18 protein-coding genes and 1 other annotated feature are annotated in these 23871 nt (G+C 37.1%); all 18 genes read left to right on the top strand.

Translation table 11 applies throughout. The annotated features are described in order from the left end of the window. The first annotated feature begins 51 nt into the window (after nucleotides 1-51). The 18 genes from clpX (at nucleotide 52) to radC (ending at nucleotide 23825) form a co-directional block, all read left to right on the top strand. Complete coding sequence (clpX, locus tag IEW44_RS11460) at nucleotides 52-1320, top strand: ATP-dependent protease ATP-binding subunit ClpX (protein WP_188615186.1); 1269 nt, start codon at nucleotides 52-54, stop codon at nucleotides 1318-1320. A 156-nt stretch (nucleotides 1321-1476) separates the two neighbouring features. Further along, complete coding sequence (gene lon, locus IEW44_RS11455) at nucleotides 1477-3792, top strand: endopeptidase La (protein WP_188615185.1); 2316 nt, start codon at nucleotides 1477-1479, stop codon at nucleotides 3790-3792. Then, nucleotides 3789-4370, top strand: coding sequence for a ribosome biogenesis GTP-binding protein YihA/YsxC (yihA, locus tag IEW44_RS11450; protein ID WP_188615184.1), 582 nt, complete (start codon nucleotides 3789-3791; stop codon nucleotides 4368-4370). The genes lon and yihA overlap by 4 nt, the downstream gene beginning before the upstream one ends. Nucleotides 4371-4472: 102 nt before the next feature. Then, nucleotides 4473-4646 (top strand): YjfB family protein, encoded by a 174-nt coding sequence (locus IEW44_RS11445; RefSeq protein WP_188615183.1) that lies wholly within the window; start codon nucleotides 4473-4475, stop codon nucleotides 4644-4646. Between the two features lie 30 nt (nucleotides 4647-4676). Further along, nucleotides 4677-6047, top strand: a complete 1371-nt coding sequence (locus IEW44_RS11440; RefSeq protein WP_188615182.1) for a hypothetical protein — start codon at nucleotides 4677-4679, stop codon at nucleotides 6045-6047. Nucleotides 6048-6101: 54 nt separating this feature from the next. Continuing rightward, the gene (locus IEW44_RS11435) at nucleotides 6102-7670 is read left to right on the top strand and encodes an S-layer homology domain-containing protein (protein ID WP_188615181.1); all 1569 of its coding nucleotides are present in this window, start codon (nucleotides 6102-6104) and stop codon (nucleotides 7668-7670) included. Between the two features lie 17 nt (nucleotides 7671-7687). Further along, the gene (locus IEW44_RS11430) at nucleotides 7688-10546 is read left to right on the top strand and encodes a vWA domain-containing protein (protein WP_188615180.1); all 2859 of its coding nucleotides are present in this window, start codon (nucleotides 7688-7690) and stop codon (nucleotides 10544-10546) included. Between the two features lie 143 nt (nucleotides 10547-10689). Then, entirely contained in the window at nucleotides 10690-12051 is a 1362-nt protein-coding gene (gene hemA, locus IEW44_RS11425; RefSeq protein WP_188615179.1) for a glutamyl-tRNA reductase, read from the top strand. A gap of 95 nt (nucleotides 12052-12146) precedes the next feature. Then, nucleotides 12147-12977 carry a cytochrome c biogenesis protein CcsA gene (ccsA, locus tag IEW44_RS11420; RefSeq protein WP_188615178.1) on the top strand — a complete coding sequence of 277 codons (831 nt, stop codon included), beginning with the start codon at nucleotides 12147-12149 and terminating at the stop codon, nucleotides 12975-12977. Between the two features lie 16 nt (nucleotides 12978-12993). Further along, nucleotides 12994-13926, top strand: coding sequence for a hydroxymethylbilane synthase (gene hemC / locus IEW44_RS11415; protein ID WP_188615177.1), 933 nt, complete (start codon nucleotides 12994-12996; stop codon nucleotides 13924-13926). Then, the gene (locus IEW44_RS11410; protein WP_188615176.1) at nucleotides 13916-14656 is read left to right on the top strand and encodes a uroporphyrinogen-III synthase; all 741 of its coding nucleotides are present in this window, start codon (nucleotides 13916-13918) and stop codon (nucleotides 14654-14656) included. The genes hemC and IEW44_RS11410 overlap by 11 nt, the downstream gene beginning before the upstream one ends. After that, a complete protein-coding gene (hemB, locus tag IEW44_RS11405) occupies nucleotides 14653-15624 on the top strand; it encodes a porphobilinogen synthase (RefSeq protein WP_188615175.1) in 972 nt (323 codons plus the stop codon). Before IEW44_RS11410 ends, hemB begins: the two co-directional genes overlap by 4 nt. Continuing rightward, nucleotides 15625-16917, top strand: a complete 1293-nt coding sequence (hemL, locus tag IEW44_RS11400) for a glutamate-1-semialdehyde 2,1-aminomutase (RefSeq protein WP_188615174.1) — start codon at nucleotides 15625-15627, stop codon at nucleotides 16915-16917. Between the two features lie 165 nt (nucleotides 16918-17082). Then, nucleotides 17083-17529: an SRPBCC family protein gene (locus IEW44_RS11395; protein ID WP_188615173.1), complete on the top strand. Its 447-nt coding sequence runs from the start codon at nucleotides 17083-17085 to the stop codon at nucleotides 17527-17529. Nucleotides 17530-17579: 50 nt separating this feature from the next. Next, nucleotides 17580-17806: a binding site (T-box leader), on the top strand. A gap of 44 nt (nucleotides 17807-17850) precedes the next feature. Further along, nucleotides 17851-20493 (top strand): valine--tRNA ligase, encoded by a 2643-nt coding sequence (locus IEW44_RS11390; RefSeq protein ID WP_308421647.1) that lies wholly within the window; start codon nucleotides 17851-17853, stop codon nucleotides 20491-20493. Nucleotides 20494-20543: 50 nt separating this feature from the next. Next, nucleotides 20544-21830 (top strand): bifunctional folylpolyglutamate synthase/dihydrofolate synthase, encoded by a 1287-nt coding sequence (locus tag IEW44_RS11385; RefSeq protein ID WP_188615172.1) that lies wholly within the window; start codon nucleotides 20544-20546, stop codon nucleotides 21828-21830. Further along, on the top strand, nucleotides 21827-23038 hold the full coding sequence (locus IEW44_RS11380; protein ID WP_188615171.1) for a bifunctional folylpolyglutamate synthase/dihydrofolate synthase: 1212 nt from the start codon (nucleotides 21827-21829) through the stop codon (nucleotides 23036-23038). Before IEW44_RS11385 ends, IEW44_RS11380 begins: the two co-directional genes overlap by 4 nt. A 112-nt stretch (nucleotides 23039-23150) precedes the next feature. Beyond that, the gene (gene radC, locus IEW44_RS11375) at nucleotides 23151-23825 is read left to right on the top strand and encodes a RadC family protein (protein WP_188615261.1); all 675 of its coding nucleotides are present in this window, start codon (nucleotides 23151-23153) and stop codon (nucleotides 23823-23825) included. The last annotated feature ends 46 nt before the right edge of the window (nucleotides 23826-23871 follow it).

The raw sequence follows: 23871 nt of genomic DNA, 5'->3' as shown, positions 1-23871 counted from the left end.
TAAAAGAGTGAGAATCTTGTAAGATTGTTGCTTGAATAGGGGTGAAACAAATTGTTCAAATTTAATGATGAAAATAACAATTTACACTGCTCATTCTGTGGTAAACCACAAGAACAAGTACGCAAATTAGTTGCGGGACCAGGTGTCTACATTTGTGATGAATGTATCGAACTTTGTTCGGAAATCGTTGTTGAAGAACTAGGTGTAGAGGAAGAAATCGATTTCAAAGATGTGCCTCGCCCAAAAGAAATTCAAGCGATTTTAGATGAGTACGTGATTGGACAAGACCGTGCGAAAAAGGCCCTAGCTGTAGCAGTTTATAATCACTATAAACGTATTAACTCAAATAGTAAGATTGATGATGTTGAACTGTCTAAATCGAACATTGTATTAATTGGACCTACAGGTAGTGGTAAAACATTACTAGCACAAACATTAGCACGAATTTTAAACGTACCTTTCGCTATTGCTGATGCTACTTCATTAACAGAAGCAGGTTATGTAGGTGAAGACGTTGAAAATATTTTACTGAAATTAATCCAAGCTGCTGACTATGATATCGAACGTGCAGAAAAAGGAATCATTTATATTGATGAAATTGATAAAGTAGCACGAAAGTCTGAGAATCCATCTATTACACGTGATGTTTCAGGCGAAGGTGTGCAACAAGCTCTATTAAAAATCTTAGAAGGTACTACAGCAAGTGTACCTCCTCAAGGTGGACGTAAACATCCACATCAAGATTTCTTGCAAATTGATACGACGAACATTTTATTTATCGTAGGTGGTGCTTTTGATGGCATCGAAGATATTATTAAACGTCGTCAAGGCGAAAAGATTATCGGATTCGGTGCTAAATCAGCAAAAGCAACCGTAGATGGCGAATCATTTATGGCAAAACTCATTCCAGAAGATTTACTAAAGTTTGGGTTGATTCCAGAATTTATTGGTCGCTTGCCTGTATTAGCAAGTTTAGAGCAATTAGATGAACAAGCTTTAGTACAAATTTTAACTGCACCAAAAAATGCGCTTGTTAAACAATATCAAAAAATGCTAGAACTTGACCAAGTAGAGTTAGAGTTTACAGATGAGGCATTAATTGAAATTGCCAAAGAAGCGATTGAACGTAAGACAGGTGCACGTGGTTTACGATCTATTATTGAGTCAACAATGCTAGATGTCATGTTTGAGTTGCCTTCGCGTGACGACATTGCTAAATGTGTCGTTACTAAGGAAACAATCACGGATAATGTGAAGCCAACTCTTTTGATGGCTGACGGTACAGAATATACTGAGGACCATACAAAAACTTCGGCTTAAGTTGTTTTTGATAAGGTAAGCTGACTTCGATTTTGTGCTTGGCACATTTTCGTAAGTCAGCTTTTCTTTTTGTAATGAAATGGTATGATATGAGAAGAATTTATACTTTGCAAGCGGGAAATGCAAAGTGGATAGTTAATGGAGGTGGCTCCCCGCATGACAAAAATTATGCCGATTTTGCCTTTGCGAGGCTTACTCGTATTCCCTGAAATGCGTCTACATATTGATGTTGGTCGTGACCGCTCAGTTGCTGCATTAGAGGAAGCGATGGATAATGATAAAGAAATATTATTAATTACGCAAAAAGATGTACAAGTAGATGAACCAACAGAACAAGATCTATATTCAATAGGGACAGTTGCTTATATTAAACAATTAATGAAACTGCCAAATGGTACATTACGTATTTTAGTAGAAGGGCTTTCCCGAGCAGAGTGGTCTAACTATACAGAAAACCGCAAATATACAGAAGCACTAGTAAAGCCTTTAATATCTGAGATTGAGTGGGATGTAGAAACAGAAGCGTTAATGAGCATAGCTAATGATTATTTCGCTAAATATGCCAAGTCTTCAAGTAAAATTACAGCTGAAACGTTGGCTATTGTAAAAGAAGAAGAAAATCCTAGTAAACTAGCAGATATGTTGATTACACATTTACCTTTTAAAGTAGCTGAAAAACAAGAAGTGCTCACGATTATCAATGTAAAGAAGCGTTTAGACCATTTGATTATTCGCATGCATGATGAACTTGAATTACTAGAGATTGAAAAGAAAATTAATGCACGTGTTAAAGAGGCTGTAGAACGTACGCAAAAAGAATTTTACTTGCGTGAACAAATGAAAGCCATTCAACAAGAGTTAGGCAGTAGTGAAGGTAAGACAGGTGAAATTGCGGAGTTAAGAAAGCGTATCGAAGAAGCTGGTATGCCAGAAGGTACGCATAAAGTAGCTATTAAGGAATTAGACCGCTATGAAAAATTACCAAGCGCAAGCGCAGAGAGCGGCGTAATCCGTAATTACATTGAATGGTTAGTATCTGTACCATGGTCAAAAGAAACAAAGGATCGTTTAGAAATTGATCATGCTGAAGAAATTTTAAACCGTGACCACGATGGATTAGAGAAAGTTAAAGAGCGCATTGTAGAGTATTTATCCGTTCGTCAAATGACAAAAAGTTTACGTGGCCCAATTTTATGTTTAGCAGGCCCTCCAGGTGTAGGTAAGACATCATTAGCTCGCTCAGTTGCTGAGAGTTTAGACCGTGAGTTTGTACGAGCGTCATTAGGTGGCGTGCGTGATGAATCGGAAATTAGAGGGCATCGCCGTACGTATGTAGGAGCTATGCCAGGTCGTATTATTCAAGGAATGAAAAAGGCAGGTACAATCAACCCTGTATTTTTACTAGACGAGATTGATAAAATGTCAAATGATTTCCGAGGAGACCCTTCAGCAGCTATGCTTGAAGTGTTAGATCCAGAGCAAAACAACACTTTTAGTGACCACTATTTGGAAGAACCTTATGATCTATCAAAAGTATTATTCATTGCAACAGCTAATGATTTAAGTACAATACCTGGGCCTCTCTTAGATCGAATGGAGATTATTACAATATCAGGTTATACAGAGCAAGAGAAGTTAGCCATTGCGACAAATCATCTGTTACCAAAACAATTAAAAGAACATGGTTTAACAAAGTCGCAGTTAATTATGAAAGAAGAAGCCTTGATGGATATCATTCGCTATTATACACGTGAAGCAGGTGTACGAAGTTTAGAGCGCCAAATCGCTACGGTATGTCGTAAAGTCACAAAGCTGATTGTTACAGGTGAACGGAAGCGAGTGACAATTAATTCAAAAATGGTAGTAGAGTTACTAGGCAAACATAAATTCCGTCATGGTATGGCGAGCGATGAAAATGAAGTAGGTGTCGCAACAGGTTTAGCTTACACTACTGTTGGAGGCGATACACTGCAAATTGAAGTCAATATCACACCAGGCAAAGGCAAAATGCAATTAACGGGTAAACTTGGTGATGTCATGAAAGAGTCTGCCCAAGCAGCATTATCTTTTGTTCGTTCTCGCACTGACCAACTACAAGTTGATAAAAATTTTTTTGACGAACACGATATTCATATTCACGTGCCAGAAGGTGCTGTGCCAAAAGATGGTCCTTCTGCAGGGATTACCATGGCAACAGCTATTACCTCTGCTATTACAAATAAAGCAATCAAACGCGAGATTGGTATGACAGGTGAAATCACTTTAAGAGGTAGGGTGTTGCCAATTGGTGGCTTAAAAGAAAAGTCTTTAAGTGCGCATAGAGCAGGTTTAACAACGATTATCTGTCCTAAAGACAATGAACGTGATGTAGATGATATCCCAGAAAGTGTGCGCAAAGCACTGACATTTAAATTTGTTTCAACCGCAGATGAAGTGTTAAATCTAGCTTTAGACGGAGGGTTCTCATCATGAAAGTCCATCATGCAGAAATCGTAATAAGTGCTGTAAAACCAGAGCAATATCCAGAAGACGGCTATCCTGAATTTGCACTTGCAGGTCGTTCAAATGTAGGGAAATCTTCTTTCATTAATCGTATGATTAATCGTAAAAGTTTGGCAAGAACTTCTTCTAAACCGGGTAAGACACAAACGTTAAATTTTTATAAAATAGAAGACCAATTATTTTTTGTGGATGTGCCAGGTTATGGTTATGCAAAGGTCTCAAAATCAGAGCGAGCAGCATGGGGACGTATGATTGAGCAATATATTACAGGTCGTGAAACATTACGAGCTGTATTATTAATTATTGATTTGCGTCATGACCCCACCGCAGATGATAAAATGATGTATGATTTCTTAAAACATTATAATATTCCATGTGTAGTCATTGCTACAAAAGCTGATAAAATTGCTAAAGGGAAATGGGAGCGTCATAAAAGCAATGTAAAAAAACAATTAGATATGGTCAAAGGAGACCCTATTATTGTATTTTCATCTGAAAAAAGCTTAGGTGTGGAACAAGCATGGCAAGAAATTGAAAAAAGAATGTAACAGCCATTTGAGCTATAACTTATAGCTCAAGTGGTTTTTTTTATAAAAATGGCTTCAAAAACATACTGTTTTGTCGATATAATTGTACAGGAGGTGTTAAATATGGATATTGCAGCTTTAGCTATGAATATGAGTCAAACTAAGTTAATGCAAGATGTTTCTTTAGCTGTTACAAAGCAAGCGATGGATATGCAGGAGACGCAAACTACACAGTTAATTGAAATGCTAGATGCACCACACCCAACAGCCGGTCACAATTTTGATGTTCAAGTATAGAAGATAATAATAGCAAGGAGGCAATAAATTATGAAGAAAATTATCGCAGCTATAATGGTAGTCATTGGTTTGATTATAGCAGTTCCTAATCACACAACATTAGCTGCAGAAAATGAAGTAACAGGTACATTATCAAGTATCGACCCGAATGGTATGTTTATTACAGTACAATTGAATCGTACAACTGAAAAAACATTTTATATTAACCGCAATACAATGTATCGCAAAAATAATAGTGTGGTTGATATTAGTGCGATGTATGTTGGTGACGTGGTATCACTAAAATTAGCGCCATCCTCCTCTACTGTACAAGAAGTCAAGATTAATGCTACAGGTACAGTAGTGGAAAATGTTTACAGGGGCACAATGACAACGGTTAATACAGGCTCTAATCGTTTAACTGTGCGTAATCAACAGCCACTTGAGAACTGGGAGTTTGGTTTTGATGTATCAAATAAACAAGTAACAACAAAATTTGATAACCGAGCTACTGTTTTTTATGGCAATAAAAAAATCTCAAAAGCGCAATTAAAGAAATATAAAAACAGCGATGTATATTATGCTACAGTGAAACAGTTTGGACAAGAAGTCATTCAAAAAATTGTTATCTTAAAAGATAATGAACGTACATATTATGAGGATATGCAATCTGTAGATACACGCAATAAATTCATGACATTAAACAATGTGGGGAGATTGTATTTCCATGATGGTTCTATTCTTGTGCGTAATGGACGACTTGTGACACCAACTGCTCTCACGATGCATGGACAAGCTTATGTTGTTACAGATGGCGAACGTCGCAATAACTTTGCACAAATTGTGCAAGTAACAAGTGATAGTTTTACATCAGCAAACTTAGCAAAACATGATTTATACTATGGTCAACTCAACTATGTTGATAACAATTATTTGCTAGAGGTAAATGATGCTGTAAAATTTGAAAATAATCGTTGGACATATACAAAAGATAATCCATTCACATTATCTTTCAGTAATTCCACTGTAGCTCGTTATAATGACGGTACTCGTGTAGTTGATATTAAACCAGAAATGGAATTATTTTTACATGAAGGCGAGTATGGTTATTTTTATGTTAAAGATGGACATGTACAAGCTATGCACTTTGATGATGCTATGCAAAGTATGAAGACTATTACAATGGTAGGTCAAATTGATAAAATTCAAGCGAAATATCCTGCAACGCTTCAAACGAAATCCACAGCAAAGTGGCAAGCAGGTGGATGGCATATGACAGGTCAAAATGTTGACTTATCTATTGATCAGGCGTTAATTATTCGCGCTGGGAAAATTATCTCACCACAAGATCTACGCAAAAACGACCGCATTGTAATTTTGTCAGACAGTGAATTAGAAGTATCTGTTTTATTAGTTGATTAAAAGTAAAGACGTGTTGAAAGACACGTCTTTATTTGTAAGGAAAGGAAGGGCAGTATGCAGAGAAAAAAATGGTACGTTATGATGACTTTATTGTTTATGATGATACTAGCGCCAACGGTTAAAGCCGAAACATTAGATATGGGTGGCGGTGTAAAAAATCATACTGACTACCAAGAAGTTGTATTTATTTCTGGAGAACCAGTGTTATTTGTAGCACCACAAAAAACACCTGTAAAAATTACAGAGTCTATTAAAGGCAATAAATTAGTGCGTCAAATTAAATTATCTTTAGTCAATATTGACAATGATAAAGATAAACTAACACGAGACATAACGTATGAGTCAGAAATTATTACATACGACGAGATTGGGCAACAGACTGCCAATGAAAAGATTACAAAGTTTAAAGAAACAGCAACGATTGCTGGTGTGAAGTACGATTTAGTAACGAATGGTTTTGAGCATTCAGATGCTAAGTTTGTTGATGTGCGACCCGCTTCGGATTATTATTCAGGACGCGGTATTACTCGTAAGATTTATAATAAAAGCGTTAAACGTAATCAACCACCAGAGCGTGTAATTGTTAACGTGGAAACAAGACGAGCGGGTTACGAGAACTTTTGGGGTGCTACGGAGGCATTGCTAACAGATACAACTTATGAACTTGAAGTTGGTGGCGATATCACAGACCAATGGATTGTGGCAAATAAACATAGTGTATCTAAATCACGTGTGTTAGAAAAACAAGAAAATTTATCACCTAATGTGAGCTATGAGAGTTTTTATGTAGTAGAGAGTTATCGTGAGATGGGATCCATTTATGAATACGAATTAGCAGATGGTGAAACAGGTGAGATTGAATTAAATTTAAGCTACACACCCAATAATGTTTCATTGCCTGTAGCAAAATTTAGCGACATGAAGTCAATAGCAGAGCATGATCGTGAAACAGTAAGTAAGATGTTTGGCTTACAAGTTATTAATGGTTATCCGAATAATACAACACATCAAATGGAGTTTAGACCTGGTAAGCCTATTTCACGTTTAGACTTTACAGTTGGTTTAGCTGAATTAGTTGATTTACGTGTCAATATGCCGGATGAAAGAAATAAAAATAAAAACAAAAATAAAGGTTCAGGTAGTTATTTCAATGATATCCCTGCATCACATCCAAAATATGATAAATTACTTTTAGCTGCTAAAAAGGGATTGACTACAGGTAATGGAAGATGTAATTTTAATCAACCGCCAATCATACCTCAAAAGCCTTCTAAAAATAATCCAGGGGGTACCATAAATCCTTGTGCATTCTCACCAGATGCTTCTTTAACAAGAGCACAAGCCGCAACCTTTTTGGTGCGAGCAGTTGGTATGCAAAATAAAGAGGCAAATATGAATGTAACGCGCGCTTATCATGACGTGCCAGACACAAGCTCGCATGCGAATAATATTTATTTGGCACGTGAATTAGGCTTAATGAACGGTTTTCTAGATTCTAATACATTCAAACCAAATCAATACTTAACTCGTATGCAAGCGATGCGTATGTTAGAGAATTTATTAAATTATTTAGAAGATGATTTAAAACAATTATATTTAGACGATATTATTTTTACAGAATAAAAAAAGGGTGAAGACATATGCAAATGTGGCGTAAGTTTTTTACAATAGTTATAGCACTATTGTTAGTAATACCAGTGATGGTACCAACTACAACTCAAGCGAGTGCTAGTGAAAAACAGCAAGCGATTAACTGGGCGATTGCCAATAAATACATGAGTCAAACTGCTATTAATTCATCTATTGTACGTGAAAAGACATTACTTGATATTTTAGCAAAGTTAGATGAACATTATGTATTAACAAATCGTGCACCAGAAACGGTTTATACATTTTATGATCAATTTCACATACCATTAAAAGGTTTGAATCGCAGTGATAGTGCTGTAACAAGAGGCGATTATGCACGTATTTATGCAGCATTTAAAGGGCATGATGTAACGGAAAAACACGCTGTACAATATTTGTACACAGAAGGTATTACAACAGGTGCAACGGGTAATAAAACATATGCTAGTTATAAACCAACCGTTAATCTATCAGGTAGTGATTTAGCTGTGTTTTTATATCGCAGTGTACAAAAAGAAACATTTGGTGTGATTGGTTTACAAGCACCTGCAACAGGAAAACATGATGCTAACTTTAATTTACCACCAGGTTTTTTAGGTGAAGGCGAAGTAGAGCTACCAAAACCAGAGCCAGAACCAGGCAATGACATTGTAGGATCAGATAGCAGTAAGAGTGTTGTGCAAGAAGTCGTTATCGAGAAACAAGATCTCATTGCTAATGGTGTAGATTCAACAGCTATTCGTGTGAAATTACAAAATTGTAGCAATCAGCCCATTGCCAATGATGTAGTGCACCAATTCCAAGTGCGCTCAAACTATGGTGCATATGCGATTGATAACGAAGGCAAGGTAACAAGAAATGTGTATACAGATGGGGACACCATTTATGCAACAATTGTAGCGCCTCAACTCACAAAATCTGTGCGAGATACGATTTCTTTGGAGTTAGTAAATAACAAAGATTCATCCATGAGTTGTTTTGTAGGCAAACGTATTGAAATTCCATTACGTTATGCACCAAAAGCAGAAATGCGTGTAACGTATGATGTGTGGGACCCAGACCAACCAGAAGATGATAATACCAATATTAAGCCACCAGCAATTATTACAGAGCAATCACCAGAATTTTTCCAAGAGGGATTGATTGATGTATATAATATATTTGAAGGGTATACCTTTGAAATTGGTCAGTTGACAGAGTACCGAGATTTATTAGGTGAAATAAAGAAAGAATATATTCATTATGGTAAAGATAATAATGCTAATAAAGATGCCTTAGGTTATGGAAATGCAGTATTAAAGTTTGAGGATTATGATATTGCACTATGGTTATTTGATCGCATGTTACAAGAGCGGGTTTATGAAGGCGCTGTTTATCCAGCACAAATCCAATTTAGTCGCGTAGACCCATTGCGTCCAACCTATACGATACAAGGGATCGATGATGTTATTGCTGCTCAGGCAGAGCATATTAACGCTGTGGCGGCTATTGTACAGTTAATGAGCTATTTGCCAGATGAAAAAGATATTACATTAGAGCATTATGACAGCGTTATGTCGATTTGGGCAATTTATGAGAATTTAGGTCAAAAAGAGCGAGATGTCTTTTTACGTTATGAAAAAGGTAAGAAGTTAGGACAATTAGAAGCTTATAAAAAACGTGTAGATGCATTAAAAGAGAGCGACATTAGCGCTAATCGACCTAAAGAATATGAGCGTTATACGAAAGTAATGGTGAATTTGTATATGCCAGGTGGCGACGTTATTACAGATTACCAAGGTGAAGTAGAGATTACATTTAATGGTGAAAAGCGTAAAGCACATTTCATTACAAATACATCAAGTTCCATTAGTGGCACAGGTGAGCCAGGTACAGCCGTTGCATATTTTGATTCTATTGTTTATGGTGAGTCAGAAGGCACTGTAGAAATATCTGTAGGCGATAAAGAGTATGATAAGATGCTGAAAGACCTTATGGGCAAACCACAAACCTTTACGGTTTATACAGATCCTAAATTTGAGAATAATAGTTGCTCACGTGCAACAGAGTTGGCTGTAGTTGTAGACTACTCTGAATCAATGAAGATTGCAGACCCTGATAATGACCGAGCAAAATATGTACGTAAAATGGTAAAACAGTTCAATTCAGAACATAATATTATTGTACGTGCAGATACACAAGGTGTTGTATTGAAAGAGGGGAAAGCAAAAGATGTTTTAACCCATAGTTTATTTGATAATGCGATCGAAAAAGGCGGAACGGACTTATTAAAAGCAACAGACGTTGCTTTAAATCGCTTCACAGATAATAAACAAGCAGGTAAAGCTTTGGTCATCGTTTCAGATGGTAAAACATCGACAAAGTTACAAAAACAAATTATTACAAAAGCCAAAGCACAAGGCGTTAAAGTGTATACCATTGGTTTAGGTGATGAGAAACAGTTAAATAATAAGACGTTAGTCGCTTTAGCACGTGATACAGGTGGTACCTACTTCCATGTAACAAATCGCATGCAATTTCATAATAGTATGCAAGTATTAATCAATGCGGTACTATGTAATAAAACGTTAGATGCTTGTTCGATTGGCAGCGAGTTATTACAAGAACCTAAAGTAACGATGCGTCGCAATCATGTAACAATGTCAACACGTGTAGACAATACATGTGGGATTGTTGATAAAGTGGTAGTTAATTATCGTGCAGCAGGTGGCGACTTACAATTCCAATTGGGTAATCGCAGTAATACCTTGTTTACAACAACTGTAGACAAAGCTGCTTTCCAAGATTTAAATCTTAATAAAAATGTTGAATTTATTGCATATGATAAAGATGGTAATGTTGTATCAAGAAAAAATGTCACAGTACAATAAATAGCAAAAGGTATTGAGTATAAGCTCAATGCCTTTTTTTGTGCAATAATTTGCATAGGTTGTTCACATTTCTGCCGAGAATTAACTGAGAATGTATGTTATAATAAACAGCATGAATTAAAAAGTGTGAGGTGGCAAAATTCATGCATACTTTGGTTGTAGGCTTGAATTATAGAACGGCGCCTGTTGAAATAAGAGAGCGACTTTCATTTGTCGAAAGTACACTCCCAGAAGCAATGGAAGCGCTACAAAAACAAAAAAGTATTCTGGAGAATGTAATTGTATCAACTTGTAATCGTACAGAAATTTATGCAGTAGTTGATCAATTGCACACAGGCAAACATTATATTAAACAATTTTTAGCTGATTGGTTTGACTTACCCATTGCGGATTTCATGGATTATTTATTCATTTATGAAAATGACGCGGCATTTACACATTTGTTCCGAGTAACAGCAGGCATTGACTCTATGGTGTTGGGGGAAACACAAATCCTAGGTCAAGTGCGTGCTAGTTTTTTAAATGCGCAAACTAATGGTACAACGGGAACCGTATTTAACCATGTCTTTAAACAAGCGATTACGTTTGCTAAGCGCTCACATACCGAAACAGCGATCGGCGAAAATGCTGTTTCCGTTTCATACGCAGCTGTAGAGCTGGCTAAACGTATTTTTGGCTCACTGAAACGCAAACATGTGGTGATTTTAGGCGCTGGTAAGATGGGTGAATTAGCTATTCAAAACTTATATGGTAGCGGTGTTGGAAAAGTAACCGTAGTCAATCGTACATTTGAAAAAGCAGAAGTATTAGCAGGTAAATTTGAAGGTGAAGCAAAATCGCTGCAAGAATTACAATGTGTATTATTAGATGCAGATATTTTAATTAGCTCTACGGGTGCGTCTAATTATGTAATTGACCATGCACTAATGAATGATATTTTACGTTTACGCAAAGCAAAACCACTATTTATTGTAGACATTGCTGTACCTCGTGATATTGATCCTGCTGTTGGTGATTTACCGAATGTCTTTTTATATGATATTGATGATATGCAAGGTATTGTAGAAGCTAATCTTGCAGAACGTGAACAGGCAGCTGCGACGATTGAGCGTATGATTGGTCAAGAGTATGTTGCTTTTGAGAATTGGTTAGCAACGTTAGGTGTTGTACCAGTAATTACAGCACTGCGTAAGAAAGCAAATCAAATTCAAGAGCAAACAATGGCAAGTATCGAAAACAAAATGCCAGAGCTCACAGAACGTGAGCGTAAAATCTTAAATAAACATACAAAATCAATTATTAACCAGTTGTTAAAAGATCCAATACTACAAGTTAAGGAAATTGCGAATACGCGTAAAGCAAATGAGCAACTACAGCTGTTCCAAACGATATTTGGTATTGAAGAAGCTGTAGAAGCAGAAAAAGAAGAAGCACAGCAATTAGAAAAAGAGCGTTTAGCTGCCGCAAAACAACAACAAGTAGCTCAACCTAATTTTTCATTTTAACAATTTGTAAGGCGTTTTTGTATCTGCGTTAGTTAAGTAGCGTGATGCGAAAGCGCTTTTCTTTTGAAATAAAAGACAGTGAGGAAGGATGGAATGTGACTGATTTTATTTTACTGAGATTGTATGAAGTCATGATTGTAATTTATGCAATTAGTCTTGTTCTTTATTTCGTAGATTATTTAATGAAGCGGCCAAAATGGCGACGTATAGCTTTCTGGCTAGTTTCGATTGTTTGGGTATTACAGTCCTTATATTTATTATTATATATTTGGGAGATCCAAAGATTCCCTATACTTTCATTATACGAAGGTATCTTATTTTATTCGTGGTTACTCGTGAGTCTATCCATTGTCTTACATTGTATTGCACGTGTAGATTTGCCGGTATTATTGATTTATTCACTAGGCTTTGTATTTGTTACGATCCATACTTTTATGCCCAAGCGCTTATCAGGTGCTGTGCATGAGAGTATGGTCTCTGAGATGTTGTTTATTCACATTTTTACAGCAATGGTAGCCTATGCTGTTTTTACATTAACATTTGTGTTTTCTGTGCTTTACTTACTCATGTATCGGATGTTAAAAGAGAAAAAAACAACACCTATGTTTTGGCAGAGGTTTCCGCCTCTTGAGCAAATGACGGTATGGATGAATGTAACCGTATATATTGGTGTGCCAATATTATTAATTAGTTTATTATTAGGGTTAGAATGGGCTATTTTGCAAATTGATAGTTTGCGTGTTTTTGATCCCAAAATTATTACATCATTTTTAATTGTTATTATGTATAGTGCTATTACGTACGCTAATCGCAAAGGTAAATTGTCCAATACACGTTATGCTTGGATATTAATTTATGCTTATTTAATCGTTGTGATTAACTTCTTTTTAGTAAGTAGCTTATCTACATTCCATTTATGGTATTAAGAAAGGTTGGATTTTGTTGAGAAAAATTATTGTCGGTTCAAGAAGAAGTAAGTTAGCTTTAACACAAACAAAGTGGTTTATTGAGCAATTAAAATTAGCAGGTGCACCGTTTGAGTTTGAAATTAAAGAAATCGTTACAAAAGGAGACCAGATTTTAGATGTACAATTATCTAAAGTTGGCGGTAAAGGTCTCTTTGTTAAAGAAATTGAACAGGCGCTATTTGATAAGGAAATTGACTTTGCGGTGCATTCTATGAAAGATATGCCCTCAGAATTACCTGAAGGTTTAGTATTAGGTTGCGTGCCACCAAGAGAAGACCCACGCGATGCATTCATTTCAAATAATCATGTGAAGTTAGCGGACTTACCAAAAGGCGCTATTATTGGTACGAGTTCATTGCGTCGTAGTGCACAGCTCTTAACATTACGTCCAGACCTTGAGATTAAATGGATTAGAGGTAATGTTGATACCCGATTAAATAAACTGAAAACAGAAAACTACGATGCTATTATTTTGGCGGCAGCGGGTTTAAAGCGCTTAGGTTGGTCTGATGATGTAGTTACAGAGTTTTTGCCTGTAGAAGATTATTTACCTGCGGTAGCACAAGGTTCTTTAGGTATTGAATGTCGAGCGGATGACGCTGAGTTGCTAGCTGTATTCAAAAAAATTACAGATGATAAAACATGGCAAGAGGCTCATACAGAGCGTGCATTTTTAGCAGCTATGGATGGCGGTTGCCAAGTGCCAATTGCAGGATTTGCACAAGCAACAGCAGAGGGGATCACGTTTACAGGTATGGTAGCAGCACCTGATGCATCTATTATTTATAAAGAGACTGTATCGGGTAAAGATGCTGTCACAGTAGGTGAAGAAGTAGCAAAATTATTAACAGCACAAGGAGCCTACGATTTAATTCAAAAAGTAAAGGCTGAGAGCGATGCCAACTAAAGTATTGGCTGGACAAACAATTGTGTTAACAGGTACGAAAAAGACACAGTCAATTATGGATGCTATTGAAAATCATGGAGGAAGAGCAGCTGTTTTTCCTCTTATTACAACAAGGCAATTCCATTCATCACAAGATGAGATTAATAAGCAACAGTTACATAATTATGATTGGTTAATTTTTACCAGCCAAAATGCTGTTGATTATTTTATAAAAAAGATTGGAAGTATGCGAGTAGAAGCGAAAATTGCTTCTGTTGGTGAGAAAACGACTAAAGCTTTAGCAGATGTAGGGTTAAGTGTTGCATTTTCACCTACGATTTATAGTGCAGATTATTTTGTTCGAGAGTTTCCAACAATAGTAAGTGGTCAACCCAAATGCTTATTTATACGTGGTGATCAAGCAAAATCTACAATTAAAGAAGGATTACCATTTTGTGTAGATGAGTGGACAGTATATGAAACAATAGCTAATATAACGCAAATACCTGCCTTAATCGACTGCGTGCAGCATGAAAATGTAACGGTGATTTTTGCTAGCCCATCTGCTGTTCAAGTATTTCATGAACATGTTGCGCCTCTTATTGGTTGGCAACAAATAAGAGTAGCTGCTATTGGGCATATTACAGCAAAAGCATTACAAGATTTACAAGTAGAAGTCGCGATACAACCTGCTGTCTATACGATGGAAGCAGTGTTGCAAGCCATTATTTTATCGGAGGGACAACGATGACATTTCAAAGACATAGACGCCTACGTCAAAACGCAGCAATGCGTGCATTAGTGAGAGAGACAACATTATCAGTAAATGATTTTATTTATCCTATTTTTGTGGCAGAGGGGGAGCATGTTAAAAATGAAGTACCTTCTATGCCAGGAGTATATCAGCTTTCTTTAGATAATTTTGGTCAAGAATTAGATGAAGTCGTAGCACTTGGCATTAAGGCTATTATTTTATTTGGCTTGCCACATGAAAAAGATGCGGAAGGCACAGGCGCATTTTGTGACCATGGTATTATTCAAGAAGCAACACGATTCGCTAAACAGCGTTACCCAGAACTATTAGTCGTTGCAGATACGTGCTTATGCGAATATACAGACCATGGACATTGTGGTGTTGTAGAAGGTGAAGAAATTGTGAATGATGCATCGCTTGATTTACTTGTTAAAACAGCCGTGTCACAAGCGCAAGCAGGAGCAGATATTATTGCCCCGTCTAATATGATGGATGGTTTTGTTGTGGCAATTCGTCAAGGGTTAGATGCAGCAGGTTTTGCTCATATTCCTATTATGTCTTACGCTGTAAAATATGCATCTGCTTATTACGGCCCGTTTCGTGATGCAGCAGACGGTGCGCCGCAATTTGGAGACCGCAAGACTTATCAAATGGACCCAGCGAATCGCTTAGAAGCTTTTCGCGAGGCAGCTTCAGATATAGACGAGGGTGCTGACTTTTTAATTGTTAAACCTGGACTCGCTTATTTAGATATTGTACGTGATGTGAAAAATACTACAAACTTACCTGTGGTAGCTTATAATGTTTCAGGTGAATACGCGATGGTAAAGGCAGCAGCATTAAATGGATGGATTGATGAAAAAGCAGTAGTGCTAGAAACATTACTCGGCTTTAAACGAGCAGGCTCAGATTTGATTATTACGTATCATGCAAAAGATGCAGCAAAATGGTTGGAGGAGAAATAAATGACACATTCTTATGAATTATCAAAACAAGCATATGAAGAAGCATTAACAATGATGCCAGGTGGCGTAAATAGCCCCGTTCGTGCCTTTAAGTCTGTTAATATGGACCCCATCTTTATGGATAGTGGGCATGGCGCCATCATTCGTGATGTAGATGGTAATGAATACATTGATTATGTTTTATCTTGGGGCCCGTTAATTTTAGGACATACGCACCCAGCTGTAGTAAAAGCACTTGGTGAAACAGCAGCAAAAGGTTCATCATTTGGTGCTCCCACAGTAACGGAAAACCGTCTCGCTAAATTAGTATTAGAACGTCTACCAGCAATGGATATGATTCGTTTCGTATCTTCTGGCACAGAAGCTACTATGTCAGCATTGCGTGTGGCACGCGGCGTGACAAAGCGTGATAAAATTATTAAATTTGAAGGCTCATACCATGGACATGGGGATTCTTTATTAATCAAAGCAGGCTCTGGTGTAGCAACATTAGGTTTACCAGATAGCCCTGGTGTACCTAAAGACATCGCACGTAATACATTGACGATGGCATATAATGATTTAGCAGCAGTGAAAGAAGTATTTAAAGTGCATGGCAACGATATTGCAGCTGTTATTGTAGAACCAGTAGCAGGCAATATGGGTGTTGTACCACCTCAGCCAGGCTTTTTAGAAGGCTTACGTGAAGTGACAAAAGAGCACGGTGCACTCTTAATTTTTGATGAGGTAATGACAGGTTTCCGTGTTGACTATAGCTGTGCACAGGAGTACTTTGGTGTAGCACCAGATATGACATGTTTAGGTAAAGTAATTGGTGGGGGCTTACCAGTGGGTGCATTTGCAGGTACAAAAGAAATTATGCAGCAAGTAGCACCAGTTGGTCCGATTTATCAAGCGGGTACATTATCAGGTAATCCATTAGCAATGACAGGTGGCTATGAAACACTATCACGCTTAAATCAAGACAGTTATGTATATTTCCAGCGTCTAGGTGACCAATTAGAAGAAGGTTTCCGCGCAGCAGCTACCAAATATAATATTCCACATACCGTAAATCGTGCAGGTTCGATGATTGGTTTCTTCTTTACAAATGAAGCAGTAGTTAACTTTGACACAGCTAAAACATCTGACTTACAATTGTTCGCAGAGTACTTTAAATTGATGGCAGAAGAAGGCATTTTCTTACCACCATCTCAATTTGAAGGTTTATTCTTATCAACAGCACATACAGAAGAACATATTGCAAAGACAGTAGAAGCTTTCCACAAGGTATTTGCTAAACTAGCACGATAATTTATGAATTAAACTGTTAAGAAATTGATTTCTTAACAGTTTTTTTACGAAAAATTTTAGTCAATATTGCAACTTAATTGTTATGGTTAACGTTAAATTATGATAGTAGAAACATACGTTTGTTGATATAATAAGTATGAATAAAAAGAGAAAGTAGTGGTTAAGATGGCAACAGGAACACATTCAGTGGAAGTGCCCGTATCAATTGAAAAAGTATGGGATTACGTAAGCGATATGGAAAAATGGGCAAAGTTGGCGCCAGGTTATCGCGCGCATACTATGATTAATGATAAGCAGTCTAAGTGGAATTTTGAAGGTAGCGTTGGCCCTGTTAAAAAAACAGCTGAAATTCAAATTGATATTTTAGAATGGCAAGCACCTACAAAAGTGACGTTCGAATTAAAAGGTTTAACGGATAATTTTGCTGGCAATGGTTACTTTGAAGCAGAAGTAATAGATGCTAATACAACACGCATGACAGGTTTTTTAGATGTTAAAGCAGGTGGGATTGCTTCAGCTGTATTAAATCCTATTTTAAAACCTGTAGTACCTAAAGCGACAAAAATGTTAACAGAACGTGTAGCAAATGCTATTAAAACAATTAACGCGTAATCTCACTTGAAAAAATAAAGACTTAACGTTACAATATGTAAAAGTTAAATAAAGATGCTTTGAAGAGGAAGAGTAAAAAAAGTAGCATAGGTTAGAGAGGGGATGGTAGCTGAAAAATCCCTACTATAGCATTTTTGAAGGTAGCCTCTGAGCAGCACTTGCGAACCATATGTGAGTAGCAAGTTGCCGGCAACTAAGCCGTTATGTAATGAGTGCCAAACTATAGCATAGTTTGGAATAAAGGTGGTACCGCGAATCCAACTCCTTCGTCCTTTTTTAGGCGATAGGAGTTTTTTTATGTTGAACGAGGGAGGAATTAGTATGACAGAGATTAATATGCCAACAAAGTATGAGCCAAAGAAAACTGAAGAAGGTCGCTACGAATGGTGGGTTAAAGGTGGTTATTTTAATGCACAACCAGATAGCAATAAAACACCATATTCGATTGTAATCCCACCTCCAAATGTAACAGGTAAGTTGCATTTAGGTCATGCGTGGGATACTACATTACAAGATATTTTAATTCGTATGAAGCGTATGCAAGGTTACGATGCATTATGGTTGCCAGGTATGGACCATGCAGGGATTGCAACACAAGCAAAAGTAGAAGCAAAACTACGCGAGGACAATGTATCACGTTATGATCTAGGTAGAGAAAAGTTCTTAGAGAAAACATGGGAATGGAAAGAAGAATATGCAGGACATATTCGTGAACAATGGGGTAAATTAGGTTTAGGCTTAGATTACTCACGTGAGCGCTTCACTTTAGATAAGGGTTTGAGTGATGCGGTTAATAAAGTGTTTGTTGATCTTTATAATAAAGGATTAATTTATCAAGGCGAGCGTATTATTAACTGGGACCCTGCAGCAAAAACGGCTTTATCAGATATTGAAGTAATCCATGAGGAAGTAGAAGGTGCATTTTATCATATGCTTTATCCGTTAGCAGATGGTTCAGGACATTTAGAGATAGCTACTACGCGTCCAGAAACCATGCTAGGGGACTCAGGAATCGCTGTGCATCCTGAAGATGAGCGTTACCAGCATCTCATTGGTAAAACAGCTATTTTACCCATCATTGGTCGTGAGTTACCAATTGTAGGGGATGATTATGTTGAGATGACATTTGGTACAGGTGTTGTAAAAATGACACCTGCGCATGACCCTAATGATTATGAAGTAGGCAACCGTCATAATTTAGAGCGTATTATTGTGATGAATGAAGATGGTACAATGAATGAACTAGCAGGCCCTTATGCAGGGTTAGACCGATTTGAGTGTCGCAAACAATTAGTTAAAGACTTGCAAGAACAAGGTGTGTTAATTAAAATTGAGCCACACACTCATCAAGTTGGCCATTCTGAACGTTCAGGGGCTGTAGTAGAGCCTTATTTGTCCAAGCAGTGGTTTGTAAAAATGCAACCTTTAGCAGATGTTTCTTTAGCTAATCAAAACAATCCAAAGAATAAAGTAGAGTTTGTACCAAATCGCTTTGAGAATACATTCACACGTTGGATGGAAAATGTACATGACTGGTGTATCTCTAGACAGTTGTGGTGGGGACACCGCATACCAGCATGGTACCATAAAGAAACAGGCGAGGTATATGTGAGCACAGAAGCGCCAAAAGATATGGATAATTGGGAGCAAGATGAAGATGTATTAGATACGTGGTTCTCATCAGCATTATGGCCGTTTTCTACGCTAGGATGGCCAGATGAGAATAATGAAGACTTCAAGCGTTACTTCCCAAATGATGTATTAGTAACAGGTTATGATATTATTTTCTTCTGGGTATCACGTATGATCTTCCAATCATTAGAGTTTACAGGTAAACGTCCATTTAAGGATACTTTAATTCATGGCTTAGTGCGTGCAGCAGATGGTAGAAAAATGAGTAAATCACTTGGTAATGGTGTAGACCCTATGGATGTTATTGAACAATACGGAGCGGATTCACTACGTTACTTTTTAGCAACAGGTTCTTCACCAGGGCAAGATTTACGCTATGCACCTGAAAAAGTAGAAGCTACATGGAATTTTGCGAATAAGATTTGGAATGCTTCCCGTTTTGCATTAATGAATATGGACGGCATGACATTTGAAGAAATTGATTTATCTGGTGATAAATCTGTAGCAGATAAATGGATTTTAACACGCCTTAACGAGACGATTGCACGTGTAACGGATTTAGCAGAGCGTTACGAATTTGGTGAAGTAGGGCGTGAGTTATATAACTTTATCTGGGATGATTTCTGTTCATGGTATATCGAAATGGCTAAGCTGCCATTATACGGTGAGGATGAAGCAGCTAAAAAGACAACACGTTCAGTATTAGCTTATGTATTAGACCAAACAATGCGTTTACTACATCCATTTATGCCATTTATTACAGAAGAAATTTGGCAACACTTGCCACATGAAGGCGAGACTATAGTAACAGCAGCATGGCCAACAGTAAATGATACACTTCACTTTGAAAAAGAAGCTGAAAATATGAAGTTACTGATGGAAATTATACGTGCGGTGCGTAATATACGTGCGGAAGTAAACACGCCAATGAGTAAAAAAGTACCATTATTAATTTCTGTGAAATCAGCCTCTACACAAGCTGTATTAGAAGCAAATCGTGCGTACATTGAAAAATTCTGTAACCCTGAAACTTTGACAATTGGCGAACAATTAGAAGCGCCAAGTCAATCAATGACAGCTGTTGTAACAGGAGCAGAGCTATATTTACCTTTAGTGGGGTTAATTAATTTAGAAGAGGAAATTGTCCGCCTTGAAAAAGAACTTGAAAAATGGACGAAAGAGGTTAAACTAGTTACAGGTAAGCTTTCAAATGAACGCTTTGTTCAAAAAGCGCCTGAAAAATTAGTAGCAGAAGAACGTGCTAAATTAGCAGACTATCAAGAGAAGTATGCTTTAGTAGAAAAACGTTTAGCAGAATTGAAAAATATGTAAGAATTTAACGGTGGGCCTATGCTCGCCGTTTCCTTTTTGGAGGGATTCATATGTTTACAACAATGGAGCAATGTACAGAAAAAATTTTTAGCTTACGTAAAATAGATCAAGACGAAATACCACATGCTAAAATGAATAAAATTTTACATTATTTAGACCAACCACAAAAGCAATTGAATATTGTACATGTTGCTGGCTCTAATGGTAAAGGCTCTACAATATCTATGTTACGTGCTTTATTAGAGGCAAGTGGCTTGCGTGTAGGTGTTTTTACTTCGCCTCATTTAACCAAGGTGAATGAGCGAATTGTTGTCGATGGTGAAGAAATTACAGATGAAGCATTTTTACGTCATATGAATCGCCTTGACCAAATTATTACAACTAAATTAGATGGACAGTATCCGAGCTTTTTTGAAGTCATTACATTGATAGGTTTCATGCATTTTGCAGAATTAGAACCGCAAATTGTTTTATTAGAAACAGGTTTAGGTGGTCGATTAGACGCTACTAATGTTGTGCGTCCCCTTGTTTCTGTGATTACGACCATTTCATTAGAACATACCGCACTATTAGGCAATACACATGCGGCCATCGCTTATGAAAAAGCAGGTATTATTAAACAAGGTGTACCCGTTATTTCAGGTGTGAAAAATGCAGCAGCACAAAAAGTAATTGCTGCATGTGCTGATGATTTACAAGCACCATATTATGCATTAGACCGAGACTTCTTTGTAAAAGATAATAAACAAGAAGATGACATTCAACAGTTCAATTACTGTTTTAAAGACCAAAAGTGGGCAAATCTCAAATTAACGTTACAAGGTGAACACCAAACCTATAATGCAGCAGTAGCATTAACAGTAATGCAATTTTTAACAGAAGAATTACATTTTATCTTTACAGAGAGTACAGCTCGTTTTGCATTAACTAATGTGCAGTGGGCTGGGCGTTTTGAAGTGTTCCATGACATTATTTTAGACGGAGCTCATAATGTAGAAGGTGTAGAATCATTATTAAAAACATTGCAAAGAGTGTATCCTGACACACCATTTGATGTATTGTATGCTTCGTTGCAGGATAAGGATTATACTACTACCATATCTTTATTAGAAGCTAGAGCAAAGGCTATGTTTTTTACACAAATTGATATGCCACATGCGGTGCCTATGCTAACACTATTTGAACATAGTAAACATCAACGTAAGATGTTAGTGCCAAAGTGGCAGGATGTGTTACGTAAACATTGTGAGGGGCGTTTACTCGTGGTAACAGGTTCTTTATATTTTGTAGCAGAAGTACGTCAGTTTTTAATGAGTCGGAAAGAAGGGATGAAATGATTCCTCAGTTTGATGTGTATCAACAACGCCATCATGTGTATGCAGAAGCTGTAATTTCACCAGGATTAACACGCATTGAAATAGCGCTTGAAAAGTTAGGTGCACCACATCGAAAACTTAAAGTAATTCATGTGGCAGGTACAAATGGTAAAGGGTCTACGGTCGCGTTTTTAGATGCTTTATGCCAAGTTAAAGGGTGGAAGGTTGGTACATTTACTTCGCCTGCTATTATTGATGTGCATGACCAGATTAAAATTAATGGCGCATCTATTACAACTCATCAGATGGATAACATATTTCAACAACTAAAAAAATATCAACTTCAGTTGACAGAGTTTGAATTGTTGACAGTTATTGCACTATATCATTTTGCTGAAGAACAAGTAGATATAGCGGTTATTGAAGCAGGTTTAGGCGGGCTTGAGGATAGTACAAATGTGGTAGTACCAGCAGTGAGTGTTATTACAAGTATTGCTTTAGAGCATACGCATTTTTTAGGGAATACATTAACTAGTATCGCCAAACATAAAGGCGGTATTATTAAGCAGGCGCCTGTAGTTACAGGCATATTGCCACAAGAAGCACAACAAGTGATACAAAAAATAGCTCAACAAAAAAAGGTACAATACATTGCCTTGCATCAACATTTTTCAATCGATGCGCAAAGATATGATTGGGGAGAAATAAGCTATACTAATTTACAACCGCAATTATTAGGAGAACATCAACAGCAAAATATGGCAGTAGCAATCACAGCATTTTTATTACTAGGCGAAACATTATCAGCGATAGATGTACAACAAGCTGTACACAATGCTAATATCCTACACCGCTTTGAACAAGTGAGTCCTGGCGTTTATTTTGACGGAGCTCATAATCCTGCAAGTGCTCAACAACTTATCGATACAATTAGACAATGTTTGCCAAGTGATAAGATAAGTTTTGCTGTAGGCATGGTACGTGACAAAGATCTGGCAGCTGTTTTAGCCATTTTGGAACAAGTGAGCGAGACATTTTATTTTATTGAATTTAATAACGAACGTGCTGCTAAAGCAGAGCAATTATATGCATTAAGTCAAGCTAAGCATAAATCGATTGTCAACGATGTGCCACAAGTACAAGGTACACTAATTGTGACGGGGTCATTATATTTGTTAGCCTCGTTGCGAGAAAAATTAATTTGTGCCACACAAGAAATAAAAAATTAAATTTTAGCCGTATAATAGCTATGATTCATACATTATATGAAGTTTCTTACAATTTTCAAGCAACCTTCTTTCTTCTATAGTACGAGGAAAGGAGGTTTTTTGTATGGAACATATGTTAATGCGTGATATCCATGAGGATGGTCGCCCGCGTGAGCGCTTATTAAAGCAAGGCGCACAAAGTTTGTCACATCAAGAGTTAATCGCTATATTATTGCGTACAGGCACTAAGGACGTTTCTGCAGTAGAGCTAGCCAATCGTATTTTACAAAAGGTTGAAAAGTTACACGGACTAAAAGAAGCGACTATTGAAGAATTGACAGCTATTTCGGGCGTAGGTAAAGTGAAAGCGATTCAGCTAATTGCTGCTATTGAGCTAGGAAGACGTCTTGCCTTGAAGCATCATGAAGAACGTTACACTATAAGGTCTCCACAAGATGCAGCGATGTATGTGATGCAGGAGTTATCTTCACTCATGCAAGAGCATTTTGTAGCGCTATTGCTCAATGTTAAAAATCAAGTGATTGATAAGCGTACAATTTTTATTGGGAGTTTAAATACAAGTATTGTCCACCCCAGAGAGCTGTTTCGAGAGGCGATCAAACGTTCAGCAGCGAGTATTATTATCATTCATAATCACCCTTCAGGAAACCCTGTGCCGAGCCAGGAGGATATTGATGTAACAAATCGTCTCTGCGAGGTTGGTGTTGTAATAGGTATAGAAATTATTGATCATATCATTATTGGCAATCATGAGTATATTAGTTTAAAAGAAAAGGGGTATATGTAATCGTTAAGCGACATCTTACTTAAGTGAAATGTCGCTTTTTTATGAC

The sequence above is a fragment of the Lysinibacillus alkalisoli genome (assembly GCF_014643595.1).
In the GTDB taxonomy this organism is placed as follows: Bacteria; Bacillota; Bacilli; order Bacillales_A; family Planococcaceae; genus Metalysinibacillus; species Metalysinibacillus alkalisoli.
The sequence above is the reverse complement of the archived record's forward strand: the minus strand, read 5'-3'. Positions and strand labels throughout refer to the sequence as shown.